Annotated in this window: 18 protein-coding genes; 14 read left to right on the plus strand and 4 right to left on the minus strand. The window is 45.3% G+C overall.

Annotation, left to right across the window (positions count from 1 at the left end; genetic code table 11):
• Positions 1 to 95 precede the first annotated feature (95 nt).
• From CGB83_RS05480 to CGB83_RS05500, 5 genes are all read left to right on the plus strand, one after another.
• Entirely contained in the window at positions 96 to 398 is a 303-nt protein-coding gene (locus tag CGB83_RS05480) for a hypothetical protein (protein WP_100074896.1), read from the plus strand.
• Positions 399 to 557: 159 nt separating this feature from the next.
• Positions 558 to 1,463, plus strand: a complete 906-nt coding sequence (locus tag CGB83_RS05485) for a universal stress protein (protein ID WP_157761349.1) — start codon at positions 558 to 560, stop codon at positions 1,461 to 1,463.
• Between the two features lie 9 nt (positions 1,464 to 1,472).
• Positions 1,473 to 1,919, plus strand: a complete 447-nt coding sequence (locus CGB83_RS05490) for a GNAT family N-acetyltransferase (RefSeq protein ID WP_100074898.1) — start codon at positions 1,473 to 1,475, stop codon at positions 1,917 to 1,919.
• A 1-nt stretch (position 1,920) separates the two neighbouring features.
• On the plus strand, positions 1,921 to 3,036 hold the full coding sequence (locus tag CGB83_RS05495) for an alanine racemase (RefSeq protein WP_100074899.1): 1,116 nt from the start codon (positions 1,921 to 1,923) through the stop codon (positions 3,034 to 3,036).
• A gap of 121 nt (positions 3,037 to 3,157) precedes the next feature.
• Complete coding sequence (locus tag CGB83_RS05500; protein ID WP_100074900.1) at positions 3,158 to 4,051, plus strand: AraC family transcriptional regulator; 894 nt, start codon at positions 3,158 to 3,160, stop codon at positions 4,049 to 4,051.
• Between the two features lie 27 nt (positions 4,052 to 4,078).
• Here the strand turns inward: CGB83_RS05500 and CGB83_RS05505 are convergent, their stop codons facing one another.
• Positions 4,079 to 4,849, minus strand: coding sequence for a 4-hydroxy-tetrahydrodipicolinate reductase (locus CGB83_RS05505; RefSeq protein ID WP_100074901.1), 771 nt, complete (start codon positions 4,847 to 4,849; stop codon positions 4,079 to 4,081).
• Between the two features lie 359 nt (positions 4,850 to 5,208).
• Between CGB83_RS05505 and CGB83_RS05510 the strand changes: the two genes are divergently transcribed.
• The 8 genes from CGB83_RS05510 to CGB83_RS05545 are packed head-to-tail and all read left to right on the plus strand — an operon-like array spanning position 5,209 to position 11,739.
• Positions 5,209 to 5,868: a heat-shock protein gene (locus CGB83_RS05510; RefSeq protein WP_100074902.1), complete on the plus strand. Its 660-nt coding sequence runs from the start codon at positions 5,209 to 5,211 to the stop codon at positions 5,866 to 5,868.
• A gap of 1 nt (position 5,869) precedes the next feature.
• Positions 5,870 to 7,186 carry an ABC1 kinase family protein gene (locus tag CGB83_RS05515; protein ID WP_100074903.1) on the plus strand — a complete coding sequence of 439 codons (1,317 nt, stop codon included), beginning with the start codon at positions 5,870 to 5,872 and terminating at the stop codon, positions 7,184 to 7,186.
• Between the two features lies 1 nt (position 7,187).
• Complete coding sequence (locus CGB83_RS05520) at positions 7,188 to 7,343, plus strand: DUF2256 domain-containing protein (protein WP_100074904.1); 156 nt, start codon at positions 7,188 to 7,190, stop codon at positions 7,341 to 7,343.
• Positions 7,295 to 8,611, plus strand: coding sequence for a DASH family cryptochrome (locus CGB83_RS05525; protein WP_100074905.1), 1,317 nt, complete (start codon positions 7,295 to 7,297; stop codon positions 8,609 to 8,611). The genes CGB83_RS05520 and CGB83_RS05525 overlap by 49 nt, the downstream gene beginning before the upstream one ends.
• Entirely contained in the window at positions 8,587 to 10,065 is a 1,479-nt protein-coding gene (locus CGB83_RS05530) for a cryptochrome/photolyase family protein (protein ID WP_100074906.1), read from the plus strand. The genes CGB83_RS05525 and CGB83_RS05530 overlap by 25 nt, the downstream gene beginning before the upstream one ends.
• On the plus strand, positions 10,065 to 10,346 hold the full coding sequence (locus CGB83_RS05535) for a TIGR03643 family protein (protein ID WP_100074907.1): 282 nt from the start codon (positions 10,065 to 10,067) through the stop codon (positions 10,344 to 10,346). Before CGB83_RS05530 ends, CGB83_RS05535 begins: the two co-directional genes overlap by 1 nt.
• Positions 10,343 to 11,041: an SDR family NAD(P)-dependent oxidoreductase gene (locus CGB83_RS05540; protein WP_100074908.1), complete on the plus strand. Its 699-nt coding sequence runs from the start codon at positions 10,343 to 10,345 to the stop codon at positions 11,039 to 11,041. Before CGB83_RS05535 ends, CGB83_RS05540 begins: the two co-directional genes overlap by 4 nt.
• Positions 11,042 to 11,091: 50 nt before the next feature.
• Complete coding sequence (locus tag CGB83_RS05545; protein ID WP_100074909.1) at positions 11,092 to 11,739, plus strand: MarR family winged helix-turn-helix transcriptional regulator; 648 nt, start codon at positions 11,092 to 11,094, stop codon at positions 11,737 to 11,739.
• A 67-nt stretch (positions 11,740 to 11,806) separates the two neighbouring features.
• On the opposite strand, the gene CGB83_RS05550 is transcribed toward CGB83_RS05545, so the two are convergent.
• Genes CGB83_RS05550 through CGB83_RS05560 form a run of 3 tightly spaced genes read right to left on the minus strand, consistent with a single transcriptional unit; the run spans position 11,807 to position 13,319 of the window.
• Entirely contained in the window at positions 11,807 to 12,229 is a 423-nt protein-coding gene (locus CGB83_RS05550) for an organic hydroperoxide resistance protein (protein WP_100074910.1), read from the minus strand.
• Position 12,230: 1 nt separating this feature from the next.
• The gene (locus CGB83_RS05555; protein WP_100074911.1) at positions 12,231 to 12,665 is read right to left on the minus strand and encodes a MarR family winged helix-turn-helix transcriptional regulator; all 435 of its coding nucleotides are present in this window, start codon (positions 12,663 to 12,665) and stop codon (positions 12,231 to 12,233) included.
• A gap of 21 nt (positions 12,666 to 12,686) precedes the next feature.
• Positions 12,687 to 13,319 carry an NAD(P)H-dependent oxidoreductase gene (locus CGB83_RS05560; RefSeq protein WP_100074912.1) on the minus strand — a complete coding sequence of 211 codons (633 nt, stop codon included), beginning with the start codon at positions 13,317 to 13,319 and terminating at the stop codon, positions 12,687 to 12,689.
• Between the two features lie 394 nt (positions 13,320 to 13,713).
• On the opposite strand from CGB83_RS05560, the gene CGB83_RS05565 reads away from it, so the two are divergent.
• Positions 13,714 to 14,034, plus strand: a complete 321-nt coding sequence (locus CGB83_RS05565) for a hypothetical protein (RefSeq protein WP_100074913.1) — start codon at positions 13,714 to 13,716, stop codon at positions 14,032 to 14,034.
• The last annotated feature ends 41 nt before the right edge of the window (positions 14,035 to 14,075 follow it).

The following is a 14,075-nucleotide window of genomic DNA, read 5'->3' on the forward strand; positions in this document are numbered from 1 at the left end:
ACCTGCTGCTGTTTACATGGCAGCAGTTGTCATTATGGTCCTCTGCATTGAATTAAAACCCCGGTCCCACCGCCGGAAAAAACCATCAAATTATAATGAAGATAAAATCCCATTTTACAGCTCAGCTCAGTTTTGCCCCGGAAAGTAAAGGCGGCAGAAGCACACCGGTATCATCAGGCTACCGGCCGACCATCCAGTTTCCTCCGCAACAGGAAATGATGACCTGCGTACAGAATTATCCTGATGCAGAACTGGTTTTTCCCGGAGATACCGTACAGGCGGAAATTGCCCTGCTGAATTCAGATGAGATCCTCAGCAATTTATATGAAGGCCAGGACTTCGATTTTTTTGAAGGTCCTGATCTGATAGGCCACGGAACCATCACCAGAATACATTAGCCTTTCCGCCTGAATGCCGGAAGGCTTTTATATAAAGGAGATCCCCACTCTATCTTTAGATACCACATAACAGTAAAACAGACCACTTTAGCACGGTTTTCTCACACAGTTTGCTATATAACACCTTTAACTTTGCACCACTCAACGATCATGAAACCTATGCCCACCAAAATCAAGAATATAATTGTTACCACAGACTTCTCCGAAAAATCGGGAAACGCTGTTGAAATGGCCTTCCATATTGCCGTACGCCATCAGGCTGTCCTTATCGTACTTCACGTCGTAGACCAGTTTTACCTCATCGACAGGAGTTACAAGCAGGTCATCGGCAATGAGGTAACACAGGAAAGCATCAGCCTGGCTGAAAACAACCTGGCCGTCATACAGAAGGAACTTACCGAACGAAGCACTACGCTGAAGGTAAAAACAGAAATCCGTCACGGAAGCCTGATCCAGAGCATCAATGACCTGATTGCGGAAGAAGACACCGACCTTACCGTAGTAGGAACTTCCGGAGAACAGAAAATCAAACAGTTTATCCTGGGTTCCAATTCGTACAGCATACTCTCTGAAGCAAACAGCTCCGTGCTGATGGTCCCGAAAAGCTTTAAAAAATACCAGTTTAAAAACATGGTATTTCCGGTAAGGGTCACCCATAACCTCGATGACAAACTGGACTTTGCCTTATCGATTGCTGAAAGGAACAACAGCACCGTCGAACTTCTGGGCATCGGTGATACGGAAACTTCTGATGAACTGAAGAAAGAATTCGTCGGCTTAAAAAAGAAGCTGTATGAAAGGTCGGCAGACTACACGGCAGAGTTTTTCGAAGCTCCGGATAAAGCTACTGTGATCGCTACTTTTTCAAAAGCGGCCAAAGCTGATATCATCATCCTGAACTATCAGGATGAACAAAGCTGGAAAGCCCTTTTTGCAGAAAACTTCTTAAGGAAAATTATTAATACCACAGATGTGGCACTCCTGTTTTACAAACCTAAAACAGACCAAAGAAAAGATACCGGACAGGATACGCCGTATGATATCACGCTTCCTATCCCGGGATAAAAAATAACAATGACAGAACTATATATTTACAACGAACAACACCAAGCACAAGACAACATCCAAAAACAAATCGCCGGGTTCCTGTTCCGTCACCTGGAACAATATGGTGATCCTCAATCCGACATACAGAAAGCGGTAGATTATGCCCTGGGAAAAAATAACAGCCCCGGAGGGATTATCATCACTGCCGAAGATACCGGCACCCGTGAAATGACCGGCTGTGTGGTACTCAACAAAACCGGAATGCAGGGCTACATCCCTGAATACATCCTCGTCTACATTGCTACGGACAAAAATCAGCGCGGAAAAGGCATCGGAAAACAGCTGATGCAGAAGGCCATCGATATCGCAGACGGAGATATTGCGCTCCACTGCGAACCGGAAAACCCGGCAAGGCATCTGTACGAAAAGCTGGGCTTTACCAGTAAATACCTTGAAATGCGCTTAAAAAAATAATATGTCATACATTACTTTAAACTCCCCTAAACTTTTTCATAATTATCAGTACCTGGAAAAGCTCTTTTCCGATCACGAAATCCACTGGGCCATTGTAGTCAAACTGTTGTGCGGCCATGAAGACTTCCTGAAAGTGGTACTGCAAATGACCGGCAAAGACCTCTGCGACTCGAGGCTGAGCAACCTTAAAACGATCAAAGAACTGTCTCCCGGTACCCGAACGATATACATCAAACCTCCGGCACGCCGACTCGCTGCAAGTATTGTCCGGTTTGCCGATGTAAGCTTCAATACGGAACTGAATACCATCAAAGCCCTGTCTGATGAAGCCGTACAGCAGCAGAAAGTGCATAAGATCGTCATCATGGTAGAAATGGGCGAACTCCGCGAAGGCATCATGGCCAAGGATCTGCCTCAGTTTTTCGGGGATGTTTTAAAGCTGCCGAATATAGAAGTCGTCGGCATTGGTACCAACCTGAACTGCCTGAACGGCATCCTTCCCGATGAAAGGAAGCTTTTCAAACTGAACCGGTACAAAGAAATCGTGGAAGAAATGTACGGCAGGGAAATCCCGTATGTATCTGCGGGCTCCTCCGTCACGATTCCCCTCCTGTTTAAAAACCAGGTCCCTGAAGGCATCAATCATTTCAGGATCGGCGAAACACTGTTCTTCGGAACGGATGTCTATCAAGATTCTGTGATCAGCGGGATGTACCAGGATGTGTTTACCCTAACCGTGGAGATTATTGAAATGAGGGAAAAGCCGGTGGTTCCGGCCGGAACGGCCGGGACCAACCTGACCGGAGATACGCCGGTACATGATGAAAAAGACATCGGAAAAACATCCGTAAGGGCCATTGCAGATGTCGGGCTGCTGGACATCGACCAGAAGAATATCTGTCCGGTAGATCCGGAAGTGGAGATTATCGGCGCCAGCTCAGATATGATGATTTTAGACCTTGGAGACAATGCCAGCCATTTCAAGGTGGGAGATACCCTGGAATTTACCATGAATTACATGGCCGTCCTCAGAGCGATGAATTCTGACTATGTGGATAAAAAAGTGGTTCAAAAAGTCGCCGCTAACGACCTTAAAATACTTGAATTCAGGAACTGATGTTCTGATCATCATCAATATTGCAAAAACAGATGCCTGATCCTGAATCCACAATGATGATGCGGACCAGACTGTTCATCAAAGTTTCTCCTTATCTTTATGCCTCCATGCACTTCCTATTATGCTGAACCAGGACATCAGGACTTTTACTTTGACCCAAATAAGTACTCATCCGGTACTCAGGGGAGAACTCGTCATCCTTACAATTTCGGAATTTCTCCGTAAAGCCACAGACGGCAATCATTATAAAAATAAATTCTATACGGTACTGATGTTCAGCAAAGGAAAAGGAAGCCTTCAGATTGACCACCAGCTTTTTGAAATTCGCCCCAACAGCTTTTTTTTCATTAACTACCATCAGGCCTATAGTTTTACCGGCATCGAAGCGTGTGAAGGCAATGTGGTTCTGTTTACCAGATCTTTTTACAATTACATTTATACCGGCAACAGGATCATTAAAAGTGATACTGCCCTGGCAGATCTTTCACCCTGCATTACAGGGCTTACCGGTGAAAAAAGGAAAGACCTGTGGCAAAGTTCTGAGGCCCTGAAAAAAGAATATTCTACCCAAAATAGCCTGTCCAAAGAGATAGCCTGCCTCCAGCTTAAGGTGATGATGCTGAAATACATCCGGAATACACGCCCTGTTTATGCTATCCAGGAAGCGCCGGATCGCAAGAAAGAACTGGCTGACCGGTTTTCAGCATTGGTGAACCTGTATTTCAGGGAGCTGAAAAGCACTTCCGAATATGCGGGAAAACTTAACATTACGCCCAATTACCTCAACGCTGTCATCCGTGAACGCCTGGATATGACCGCCGGACAAATCATTAAGAACCGCGTGATCCTGGAAGCGGAACGGCTGCTGCTCCACACTACCCTCTCCATTGCAGAGATTGCCTATGACCTTGGATTCAGCGACAGGTCACATTTCGGGAAATATTTTAAAGCCGAAAAAAAACATTCCCCTAATGAGTACAGAAAAAAAGAAAGCCGGCCTGTGGACAACACATGACCGGCTTATAATATTCATAATACAGTGCTACAATAACTGCGGCTGTACCTCACCATAGAAATACGGCCTCAGGATATCCTCAAAATGGTATAACCCGTTTTCCTTATCCTTCAGGTTCCGTGCTGCAAATAAAGCCCCGTTCCCGAACGCTTCCCTGGAAATCGATTCATGTACCAGGCGTACGGTCTGATACGGGAACCCGAAGATCACTTCATGCTTTCCGACAATTCCTCCGGCCCGTACCGAATTGATGCTCTCCGTACGGATGTCCAGCGTTTCGGCAATCTTGACAGCTGTTCCGGAAATTCCGGCTTTGGCTTTGAAATGTTCTTCAATCAGTTCAATATCCACTTCCGGAGCTATTTTCTTCAGCATTGAAGCGGCAAACAACAGGTAATTGACGCCTAATGTAATATTCGGCGACCAGAATACCACCGTACGTTCCGAAAGCATCCTCAGGAATTCCTTTTCGTGTTCATCATAGTGAGAAATGGCCGATATGATTTTGATCTGCCTTTCAGCTGCCGCCTCACCGTATGTATAAATCCCGTCTTCCGTAGAGAAATCGATAATAATATCAACCGGATATGCATCCAGGAAGTCACCGACCTCCAGTCCCTGCTGTGAAACAATACGTGCAGGATCAGCCGCCATCATTCCCAACAGCTCTTTGGCAGAGCCGTTTTCCATCACCGTACTGTCTCTCAGCACCCATTCCAGGGAAAATTCTTCATGCTGAAGGATGACGTTAGCCACCGCTTTCCCTGCCTTTCCGAATCCTATTAAACCTACTTTCATATGATTATAATTTAAGTGAAACTTCTATGCTTAGAAACACCTCATTTTCTTCCAATACTTCATTTAATGAAAAAATTTCCGTGTGTGAGTACTTAAAAATACGCATTATTGTTGTAACAGGCAAATTACACATGATATCGTTAATGTTTAAAAAGCGGCAAAAGTGAAATGCAAATGTGAAACAGGACGGATGATGTTCCCCCAATCAGATTAGAGTACCTTCTTCGTCTGTTGCCACTCTCCTCGCGGCTCTGATCCTAATTGATTTATATTGTAAATAACATACATTGTATAATTATATACTTATTTAAATATAAAAGTAAAATAATTTACTAAATTTGATCAACCAAAAGATAATTATGGAAAATGAAACTTTGATCACGCGGGAAAAATTATTTGACCTGTATGGAGATGATATACTGAGCCATGGTGAAAGACCTAAAAACGTCTACCTCTTCGCCAAAAAGCACGGCTTTGAAGAAAAAGATTTTTACGATTACTTTTCCGGTTTTGAACATATGGAAAGAGAAATGCTGGAACACCTGTTCAGCAAATCCATTGAGCTGACTGAAAAGGTTGAGCACCGCGAGGTTAGTTCTGCCAAAGGGGTTTTACTGAACCTGTACTTTATATTCTTTGAAAACCTTACGATGAACCGCTCCCTTGTGCTGATGATCCTGGGCAGGGATTTCAGGCCGGGAGCAAAGGTCCTGAACAGCCTGCGGGAAACGCACAGGAAATTGATCAGGACCATGGATTTTAATGACCATGACCTGCCGGGAAAAACAGGGGAAAACTTCAGGAACCTGAATGAAAAAGCACGTGAGGAAGTGTTATGGCTGCATCTGGTTTCCTGCCTGGAGTTCTGGCGTAAAGATACCTCGCCGGCTTTTGAAAAGACCGACATCTATATTGAAAAGACAATTGATACGGGTTTTGAACTGGCCGACAACGAACCGGTGAGAAAAGCGATTGACCTCGGTAAGTTTTTGTGGAAAGAAACCTTTAGAAAGCATTGATATGAAGACCCTGAATACAATACCGACCGGAAAGATTGAACGCGCCGGAAACCTGCTGAAGGCAGGAGCAAAAGTAGGAGTCAATTACCTTAAATACTACGGAAACCGGATGACCGGCGACCAGGAAGAAGCCCGTAAAACGTTGCATGAAGACAATGCATCGGATATTTATGATTCACTGAAGGAGCTGAAAGGCTCTGCGCTTAAGGTAGCCCAGATGCTGAGCATGGAAAAAAACATCCTTCCGCAGCAGTACGTGGAAAAATTTTCCCTGTCGCAGTTTTCTGTTCCGCCCCTTTCCGGTGCACTGGTCAGAAAGACTTTCCGGAAATATTTCGGTAAGAACCCGGATGAGATTTTTGATGAATTTTCCCAGGAATCGGTTAATGCAGCCAGCATAGGCCAGGTGCATAAAGCTCAGAAGGACGGAAAAGAACTGGCCGTAAAAATACAGTATCCGGGCGTGCGCGAAAGCATATCCAGCGACCTGAAAATGGTGAAGCCCATTGCCATGAAGATGTTCAATATCCGCAAGGAAGGCTCAGAGGACTATTTCCAGGAAGTGGAAGACAAGCTGTATGAAGAAACGGATTACAACCTGGAACTCCAACGCAGCCAGAGCATTGCAGATGAGTGCCGCCATCTTCCCAACCTTCTTTTTCCGCATTACTATCCGGAATACTCATGTGAGAAGATCATTACGATGGACTGGATGTCGGGGCTCCATTTCTCCGAGTATGTAAAGCTGAATAATACCCAGCAGGACCTGAACCGCATCGGCCAGACCTTATGGGATTTCTATATGTACCAGATGCATATCCTGAAAAAAGTACATGCCGACCCGCATCCCGGTAATTTCCTTATTTCAGCAGACCATAAGCTGATCGTCATTGATTTCGGATGTATCAAGGAGATCCCGGCGGAATTTTATGTCCCGTATTTTGAACTGGCTAAAGAAGAAAACCTGAATAATCCGGAACGCTTCATGGAAAAGCTGTATGAGCTGGAAATCCTGCGTCCAGACGACAGTGCCGAAGAAAAAGCCTTCTTCTCCAAACTGTTCTATGAATTGCTCGAACTGTTTACCCGGCCCTTCAACAGAGAGACCTTCGACTTTTCAGATGAAGGGTTTTTTGGCGAGATTGCGGACCTCGGACAGAAATATGCCAAGCTGAGCGAATTCAAAGGGATGACTACCAATAGGGGTTCGCGGCATTTCATTTACCTGAACAGGACATTTTTCGGGTTGTACAATATGATGCATGACCTGAAAGCCAAAGATACCGTTATCAATAATTTTAAACAATATACCTCCTGACATGCCTGCCGGACTGCCGTCTAAGATCTGTGTATCCTGCGGGCTGCCTTTCAACTGGCGAAAAAAATGGAAAATGTGTTGGGATGATGTAAAATACTGCAGCGAAAGATGCCGGAAAAACAAAAAATCAATATCCTCTGGTACACCCGGGACCTAAGGGTTCGCGACCAGGAATCCCTGTACCGTATTATGCAGGAAGAACTGCCGTTTCTGGCAGTGTATATATTTGACCCAGATACCTATGCAGAAGGACCATACGGTTTCCGGAAAACCGGAAAATTCAGGGCAAAGTTTACCCTGGAAAGTGTTCATGAGCTGGAAAACAGCCTGAAAAGCAAAGGCATCCCTTTTGTGATCAGGATGGGGACCACTGAAAGTGTTTTCAGGGAATTGTCGGACATTTATGATATCCAACAGGTATTCTGCCAGGCGGAATGGACACGGGAAGAAACGGAAAGGCAGGATGCCGTAAAAAGGCTTCTAATGGGTACTTCATGGACCACATCCTATTCACAGCTGCTTACAGATCCGGATGCTGTCTTTACAAAAATGCAGAAGATTCCTGTACAGTTTACGGTCTTCCGGCAGAAACTTGAAAAGGACGGCTTACCGGTAAGGCAGGAATTCGGTTCTGAGGTCCTGATGTACCGGCGCGCTGTGCCCGAAAATAAAATGAGCAGCGATGAGGTATCCCTGAAAAAGCTGGGCTTTGCTGATTTTGAGCAGCCGGCATATACTGCCTTTCCTTTTTCCGGCGGTGAACATCAGGCGCTGGAAAGGCTGCATGATTATTTCCAGGTGACAAAAAACCTCAGCCGGTATAAAGAAACACGGAATGGTTTAACCGGACCGGATTACAGCAGCAAGTTCTCCGCCTGGCTCGCCGACGGAAGCCTGTCTGCCGTTACGGTGTACCATGAAATTAAACGGTATGAAACAGAATACGGAAGTAACGAATCTACGTACTGGCTGGTTTTCGAACTGCTTTGGCGGGAATTCTTCAGATATGTTTCCCTGCAGCACGGCAATATGATCTTCCAACGGAACGGAATCCTTAACAAAGGATATGTTTTCACGTATGATAAGGAAGCGATTGAGCAATGGACCAGCGGAACAACGGAGTCCGATTTCGTCAATGCCAATATGAAGGAGTTGATCACTACCGGCTATATGAGCAACCGGGGCAGGCAGAATGCGGCTTCGTATTTCTGTAAAACACTCGGCCAGGACTGGAGGACCGGTGCGGCTTTCTTTGAAGAAATGCTTGTGGATTATGATGTGCACAGCAATTACGGCAACTGGATGTATCTTGCCGGAGTGGGCAATGATCCACGGAACCGGACTTTCAATATGGAGCAGCAGGCAGCATGGTACGATCAGGACAAACAATACAGAAATTTATGGCTCAGCACAGACCCTCAGTAGCACAGCTGGTTTTTCCGCACCAGCTTTTTAAAGACACCGGCTATCTCGATAAAGATCAGCCGGTATACCTGATAGAGGAATACCTGTTCTTTAAACAATATACTTTCCACAAACAGAAAATCGCCTTTCACAGGGCAGGTATGAAATTTTATGAAGACTACCTGAAAGCATCAGGATTTACCGTTCATTATATTGAAAGCCAGTCTACATTGTCCGATATCAGGAAATTCATTCCGGAACTGGAAAGAGAAGGTTTTAAGAAAATCCGGATCACTGATGTATCTGATCACTGGCTGGAAAACAGGATCAGGAAAACCTCCCTTGAACTTGAAATCCTAGACAGCCCTTTATTCATCAACACCCGTGATGACCTGAAAGAATACTTTGACGGGAAGAAAAGCTACCACCAGACAGACTTTTACCGGCAGCAGCGCATGTCCAGGAACATCCTTATGAAAGCCGGAAAACCTGTAGGCGGTAAACTGACGTTCGATACCGAAAACCGGAAGAAGTACCCGCGGAACAAACAGCCTCCAGCCATCCGCTTTCCTGAAAACAATCCTTTCTATGAAGAAGCCAAAACCTACACTAACCGGTATTTTGACGATCATTACGGGACCCTGACCTCATACCAGCTGTATCCTGTGACTTTTGAAGAGTCGGAAGCATGGCTGAACCATTTCCTGGAAGACCGATTACCGGAATTCGGTGCTTATGAAGACAGCATTGTTGAACATGAGCATTTTCTGCATCACAGCATCCTTTCTCCCTTGCTGAACGTAGGCCTTCTTACTGCATCCCAGGTATTGGAAGAGGTTACGGAATATGCAAAAGAGTTTGATGTTCCGGTAAATTCCCTGGAAGGATTTATACGGCAGATTGTAGGATGGCGGGAATTCATCCGCGGAATATATCTGTATAAAGGCAGCTACCAGCGCAACAGCAATTACTGGAAGCATGACAACAGCCTTCCGGACTCATTCTATACCGGGAAGACAGGAATACAGCCCGTAGACGGTACGCTGAAAAAAATCCTGGAAACAGGATATGCGCATCATATTGAAAGGCTGATGATCCTGGCCAACTTCATGAACCTGTGCCGCTTCCGGCCGGATGAAGTCTACCAGTGGTTCATGGAAATGTTCATCGACTCATATGACTGGGTCATGGTGCCGAATGTGTACGGCATGAGCAGTTTTTCAGACGGCGGTATCATGAGCACCAAGCCTTACCTGAGCGGAAGCAACTACCTGAAAAAGATGAGCGATTACCGGGACGGAACATGGGCAGAGCAATGGGATGCCTTATTCTGGAATTTCGTGAATGACCACCGGATCTTTTTTGAAAAAAATCCGAGGCTGGGAATGATGCTGCGGACCCTGGAAAAAATGCCTGCAGAAAAAAGAGAACAACACTTTACAACCGCAAAAGAAACCATTAAGAACCTGAAATAATGAACAGCATATTCAATACGGAAGAAACCGACCGCATCATTGAGATGGCCTGGGAAGACCGCACACCGTTCGAGGCGATCCGTTTCCAGTTCGGCATCAGCGAAGCAGAGGTCATTGAACTGATGCGCCTGGAACTGAAGCCTTCCAGTTTCAAACTCTGGAGGAAACGTGTGAATTCCGGAGTAAGCCGGAAGCACCTGAAGAAAAGGAATCCTGAAATTATCCGGTTCAGATGCACAAGACAGAGAACCATCAGCCACAATAAAATTTCGAAACGATGAAAAATATAGTGATCATCGGCTGCGGCAAAGGTATCGGCCTTGCTGCGGCCCGGCTGCTTGCCAACCAAAACCACATTACGGGAATTTCCAGGAGCGAGGCACCGGAACTTCAGCATCCTAACATAGACTTCCACCGGAAAGACATCCTTACGGAGACACTGGATGACATTGTCTTTCCTGATGTGGTAGACGGCCTGATCTATGCGCCGGGAAGCATCAACCTGAAGCCGCTGAGCAGGTTGACAGAGGAAGATTTTAAACATGATTTTGAAATCAATGTCTTAGGCGCGGTAAAAATTATTCAGAAACTCCTTCCCCATCTGAAGAAGCCGGAAACGGCCTCTGTGGTCTTGTTCAGTTCCGTTGCCGCTCAGCTGGGCATGCCTTTCCATGCTTCGGTAGCAGCGAGCAAAAGTGCTGTTGAAGGGCTGGTCAGGAGCCTTGCTGCAGAATTTTCTGCCCAGAAAATACGCTTCAATGCAGTGGCCCCTTCTTTAACGGACACGTCACTGACCGCCCATCTGCTTTCCACCCCTGAAAAACGTGAGGCTTCAGCAAAACGGCATCCCCTGCAAAGGATCGGGAGTGCAGAAGAAATCGCCGGGCTTGCCGCTTTCCTGATTTCAGACCAGGCTTCCTGGATCACCGGTCAGGTATTGGGTGCAGACGGAGGAATGAGCCGCATCAGGCTGTAATTTTGGACTGAATATGTTAATCGTTTATCTTTACCCTTTAAAATGAGTGTATGAATACCGATTTTTTTATTGACCTGCTGCATGAAGTCAAGGAATTTGAGCATTCAGGATCCTGCAAACCCGGTCATACCGTAGAAGATTTCAGGCTGTGGCTGAATGATAAAAAGTACCGGAGTGAAAGCCCTGCTACGCTTTTCCGCAATGAGAACCATGCGGCGGCACTGACGGAAAATGAAATCTGCAAGCAGGTATTGCTGCTGAGCCGGTATTCCAGGCAGCTGGTCCGCAAAGGCCTGAGCAGTATCCCCGAACTGGCCAATGAAGAATTTACATACCTGTACCGCCTGAAAGATGAACCCTTACTGACGAAGATCCAGCTGATCGAACGCAACGGCCATGAAAAACAAACCGGCACCCAGATCCTGAAAAGGCTGCTGGATCACGGACTGATAGAAGAACGCCATGATGAAGTGGATAAAAGAAGCAAAAGACTGAAACTGACTGAAAAAGGAGAAGACCTGTTCCATCGTTCCGTAGAAAAGGTGGATCTGACCTCCCAGGTCCTTTCAGGCAGTCTGGATACCGAGGAAAAAGACCAGTTGCTGGTCCTTCTGAGGAAGCTGAATGAGTTTCACGCCCATGTGTATTCTGAACACAAGCATTCGGAAGTCAGCCGGATCTTTGAACTGATTCGCTGAGTAGTCTGCAAAAAAAATCTGCCGGACCTTTCAGGTCCGGCAGAATCACCAAAATACTTCACTCATCTTACTGATTCGTTACCGAAAGTTTCACTTCGATATTATTTCTTGTCGCGTTGGAATACGGGCATATCTCATGAGCTTTTTCCGTGATTGACTGGGCTTCCTCCTGGGAAACGCCAGGAATGTTCACGTCAAGCTCAACCGCCAGTCCGAACCCTCCGTTTTCCAGCTGCCCGATACTCACCTGTGCCGTCACGGAAGTTTCTCCGGTCTGGGTTTTTGAAAGGCTGATCACCCGGTTCAGGGCACTGTCAAAACAGGCTGCATACCCTGCCGCGAAAAGCATTTCCGGATTGGCATAATCATCATTGGCGCCACCCAGTGCTTTAGGCATTTTCACATCGGTATCAAGCACACCGTTTTCACTTTTTACACGTCCGTTTCTTCCGCCGGTTGCGGTTACTTTTGTGGTATATAACGCTTTCATCTTATTCTTTTAATGTTTTAATAATGTTCTGGACACTTTCTTTCAGCCGGATCAGGTCCTCAGGATCCACTTTGGTACTGGCAATGATTTTTTCGGGAACCGAACAGGCTCTGGATTTCAGCTGCTTACCTGCTTCCGTTACACATATTTCCACTACCCTTTCGTCGTCCTTTTTACGCTTCCTGGTAATCAGTCCTTTGGCTTCAAGCCTTTTGAGCAGAGGAGTCAGCGTACCGCTGTCCAGATAAAGCTTTTCCCCAATACAGCTTACTGTCATTCCGTTTTGTTCCCAGAGCACCATCATAACGAGGTACTGCGGATAGGTTATATCCAGTTCATCCAGGAACGGACGGTACAGACCCGTGATTTCTTTCGCAATCACGTAGAGCGGGAAACAGATCTGGTTTTCCAGCTTTAAGTTTTCTGGAGCTTCCATAGGCTGAAAATTAAATGGTTTTTACTTTTTAATGATGAATTCCTCCATAGGAACCCTTACTTTCTTCATCGTTGACAACCAGTCGTTCTGTTCATCACGGTATCCCAGGTACAGCAGGCTTACACTTTTAAGTCCTATGGCTCTCAGTCCAAGGATTTCATCCACGATCTCATTGCTGAAGCCTTCTGCCGGTGTACTGTCTACTTTAAGCTCGGCAGCCTGTGCCAGTGCAAATCCTAACGCAATATAGGTCTGCCTTGCCGTATGCTCAAAATGCTGTTCAGGAGTCTGTGCGCCATACATTTCCTTGATCTTATCGGTATAGCTTGAAAATCTTCCTCTCGGCAGATCCCTCACATCGGTATGGTGGTCATACACCTGGTCTATCTTTTCATCCGAATAGCTGTCCCAGGCTGCAAAGACCAATACGTGGGAACAGTCTCTCATCACTTCAGGATTCAGGGCACCCTGTACCATTTTTTCTTTCAACTCCTGATTTTCCACCACAATCAGGCGGAACGGCTGAAGCCCGGATGAAGTCGGTGCCAGTCTGGCAGCCTCAATAATTGTATGTAAATCTTCCTGTGATACTTTTTTGGAAGGGTCATATGCTTTTACAGCATGTCTCCAATTCAAATCTTCTAATAATGACATTGTTGTTTTATTTTATGTGGTACTTTAAATTAAGTTATAAAGTGTACTGCAAATATATGGCCAAATTAAATTTCACACAATTTAATTTTATAAAACATATCTATGGTAATGAATAGATTTTTCTAATGTAATATATCTTGAAGGGAAAATGAACAAGGATAACGAATAAGGAAAAGCTCATGTTTTAAAGGATCTCTTTTTCGACGTTTGACGAATTTACATCACTACTCTCCTTTTTTATTGCCTAGCTTATTGTCTTCCATCTTCCGCAGCCACGAAAAAAAATAATACAAATTTCATTATAACGACTTTTAAAATTAATTTATTCTTCAAAATAACGCACGCCAACTTATACTGGCAGGCAATTTGTTTGTTTCAATAAAAAATATACATTATGAACACCACATTAAAAATAACACTTGGGCTGCTTGCGGGAGGTACATTGGTCTATCTGGCCGGCAAAAGAAAAAAAGCGGCAGCCAAATTATTTACGGCTCCGGATGGCAATACATACGGAGAAAACCAGGTGTACCGCACCATTGATAATAAAATGTACAAAAACGGAAAAGAAATCCATTACGGACATCCTGAACCGGAAAATAATTCAGGTTCTTCAACCAAGCATTATGCTGAAAACGGCGATCAGATCCCTAAAAATTACCAGGCTGCCAATAAGAATATCAACTACCATCAAAAAGGAGTCAGACACCATTAAAAGCATGACTGATAAGCATAATAGCCCGGATGCACATTTCC

It is taken from the genome of Chryseobacterium camelliae (genome assembly GCF_002770595.1).
Taxonomy (GTDB): domain Bacteria; phylum Bacteroidota; class Bacteroidia; order Flavobacteriales; family Weeksellaceae; genus Chryseobacterium; species Chryseobacterium camelliae.

What these genes read in the sequence shown, in the direction of transcription:
- CGB83_RS05480 (WP_100074896.1), top strand. Translation starts at nt 96, where the DNA reads ATGAAGATAAAATCCCATTTTACAGCTCAGCTCAGTTTTGCCCCGGAA.
- CGB83_RS05485 (WP_157761349.1), top strand. Translation starts at nt 558, where the DNA reads ATGCCCACCAAAATCAAGAATATAATTGTTACCACAGACTTCTCCGAA.
- CGB83_RS05490 (WP_100074898.1), top strand. Translation starts at nt 1,473, where the DNA reads ATGACAGAACTATATATTTACAACGAACAACACCAAGCACAAGACAAC.
- CGB83_RS05495 (WP_100074899.1), top strand. Translation starts at nt 1,921, where the DNA reads ATGTCATACATTACTTTAAACTCCCCTAAACTTTTTCATAATTATCAG.
- CGB83_RS05500 (WP_100074900.1), top strand. Translation starts at nt 3,158, where the DNA reads ATGCTGAACCAGGACATCAGGACTTTTACTTTGACCCAAATAAGTACT.
- CGB83_RS05505 (WP_100074901.1), bottom strand. Translation starts at nt 4,849, where the DNA reads ATGAAAGTAGGTTTAATAGGATTCGGAAAGGCAGGGAAAGCGGTGGCT.
- CGB83_RS05510 (WP_100074902.1), top strand. Translation starts at nt 5,209, where the DNA reads ATGGAAAATGAAACTTTGATCACGCGGGAAAAATTATTTGACCTGTAT.
- CGB83_RS05515 (WP_100074903.1), top strand. Translation starts at nt 5,870, where the DNA reads ATGAAGACCCTGAATACAATACCGACCGGAAAGATTGAACGCGCCGGA.
- CGB83_RS05520 (WP_100074904.1), top strand. Translation starts at nt 7,188, where the DNA reads ATGCCTGCCGGACTGCCGTCTAAGATCTGTGTATCCTGCGGGCTGCCT.
- CGB83_RS05525 (WP_100074905.1), top strand. Translation starts at nt 7,295, where the DNA reads ATGCCGGAAAAACAAAAAATCAATATCCTCTGGTACACCCGGGACCTA.
- CGB83_RS05530 (WP_100074906.1), top strand. Translation starts at nt 8,587, where the DNA reads ATGGCTCAGCACAGACCCTCAGTAGCACAGCTGGTTTTTCCGCACCAG.
- CGB83_RS05535 (WP_100074907.1), top strand. Translation starts at nt 10,065, where the DNA reads ATGAACAGCATATTCAATACGGAAGAAACCGACCGCATCATTGAGATG.
- CGB83_RS05540 (WP_100074908.1), top strand. Translation starts at nt 10,343, where the DNA reads ATGAAAAATATAGTGATCATCGGCTGCGGCAAAGGTATCGGCCTTGCT.
- CGB83_RS05545 (WP_100074909.1), top strand. Translation starts at nt 11,092, where the DNA reads ATGAATACCGATTTTTTTATTGACCTGCTGCATGAAGTCAAGGAATTT.
- CGB83_RS05550 (WP_100074910.1), bottom strand. Translation starts at nt 12,229, where the DNA reads ATGAAAGCGTTATATACCACAAAAGTAACCGCAACCGGCGGAAGAAAC.
- CGB83_RS05555 (WP_100074911.1), bottom strand. Translation starts at nt 12,665, where the DNA reads ATGGAAGCTCCAGAAAACTTAAAGCTGGAAAACCAGATCTGTTTCCCG.
- CGB83_RS05560 (WP_100074912.1), bottom strand. Translation starts at nt 13,319, where the DNA reads ATGTCATTATTAGAAGATTTGAATTGGAGACATGCTGTAAAAGCATAT.
- CGB83_RS05565 (WP_100074913.1), top strand. Translation starts at nt 13,714, where the DNA reads ATGAACACCACATTAAAAATAACACTTGGGCTGCTTGCGGGAGGTACA.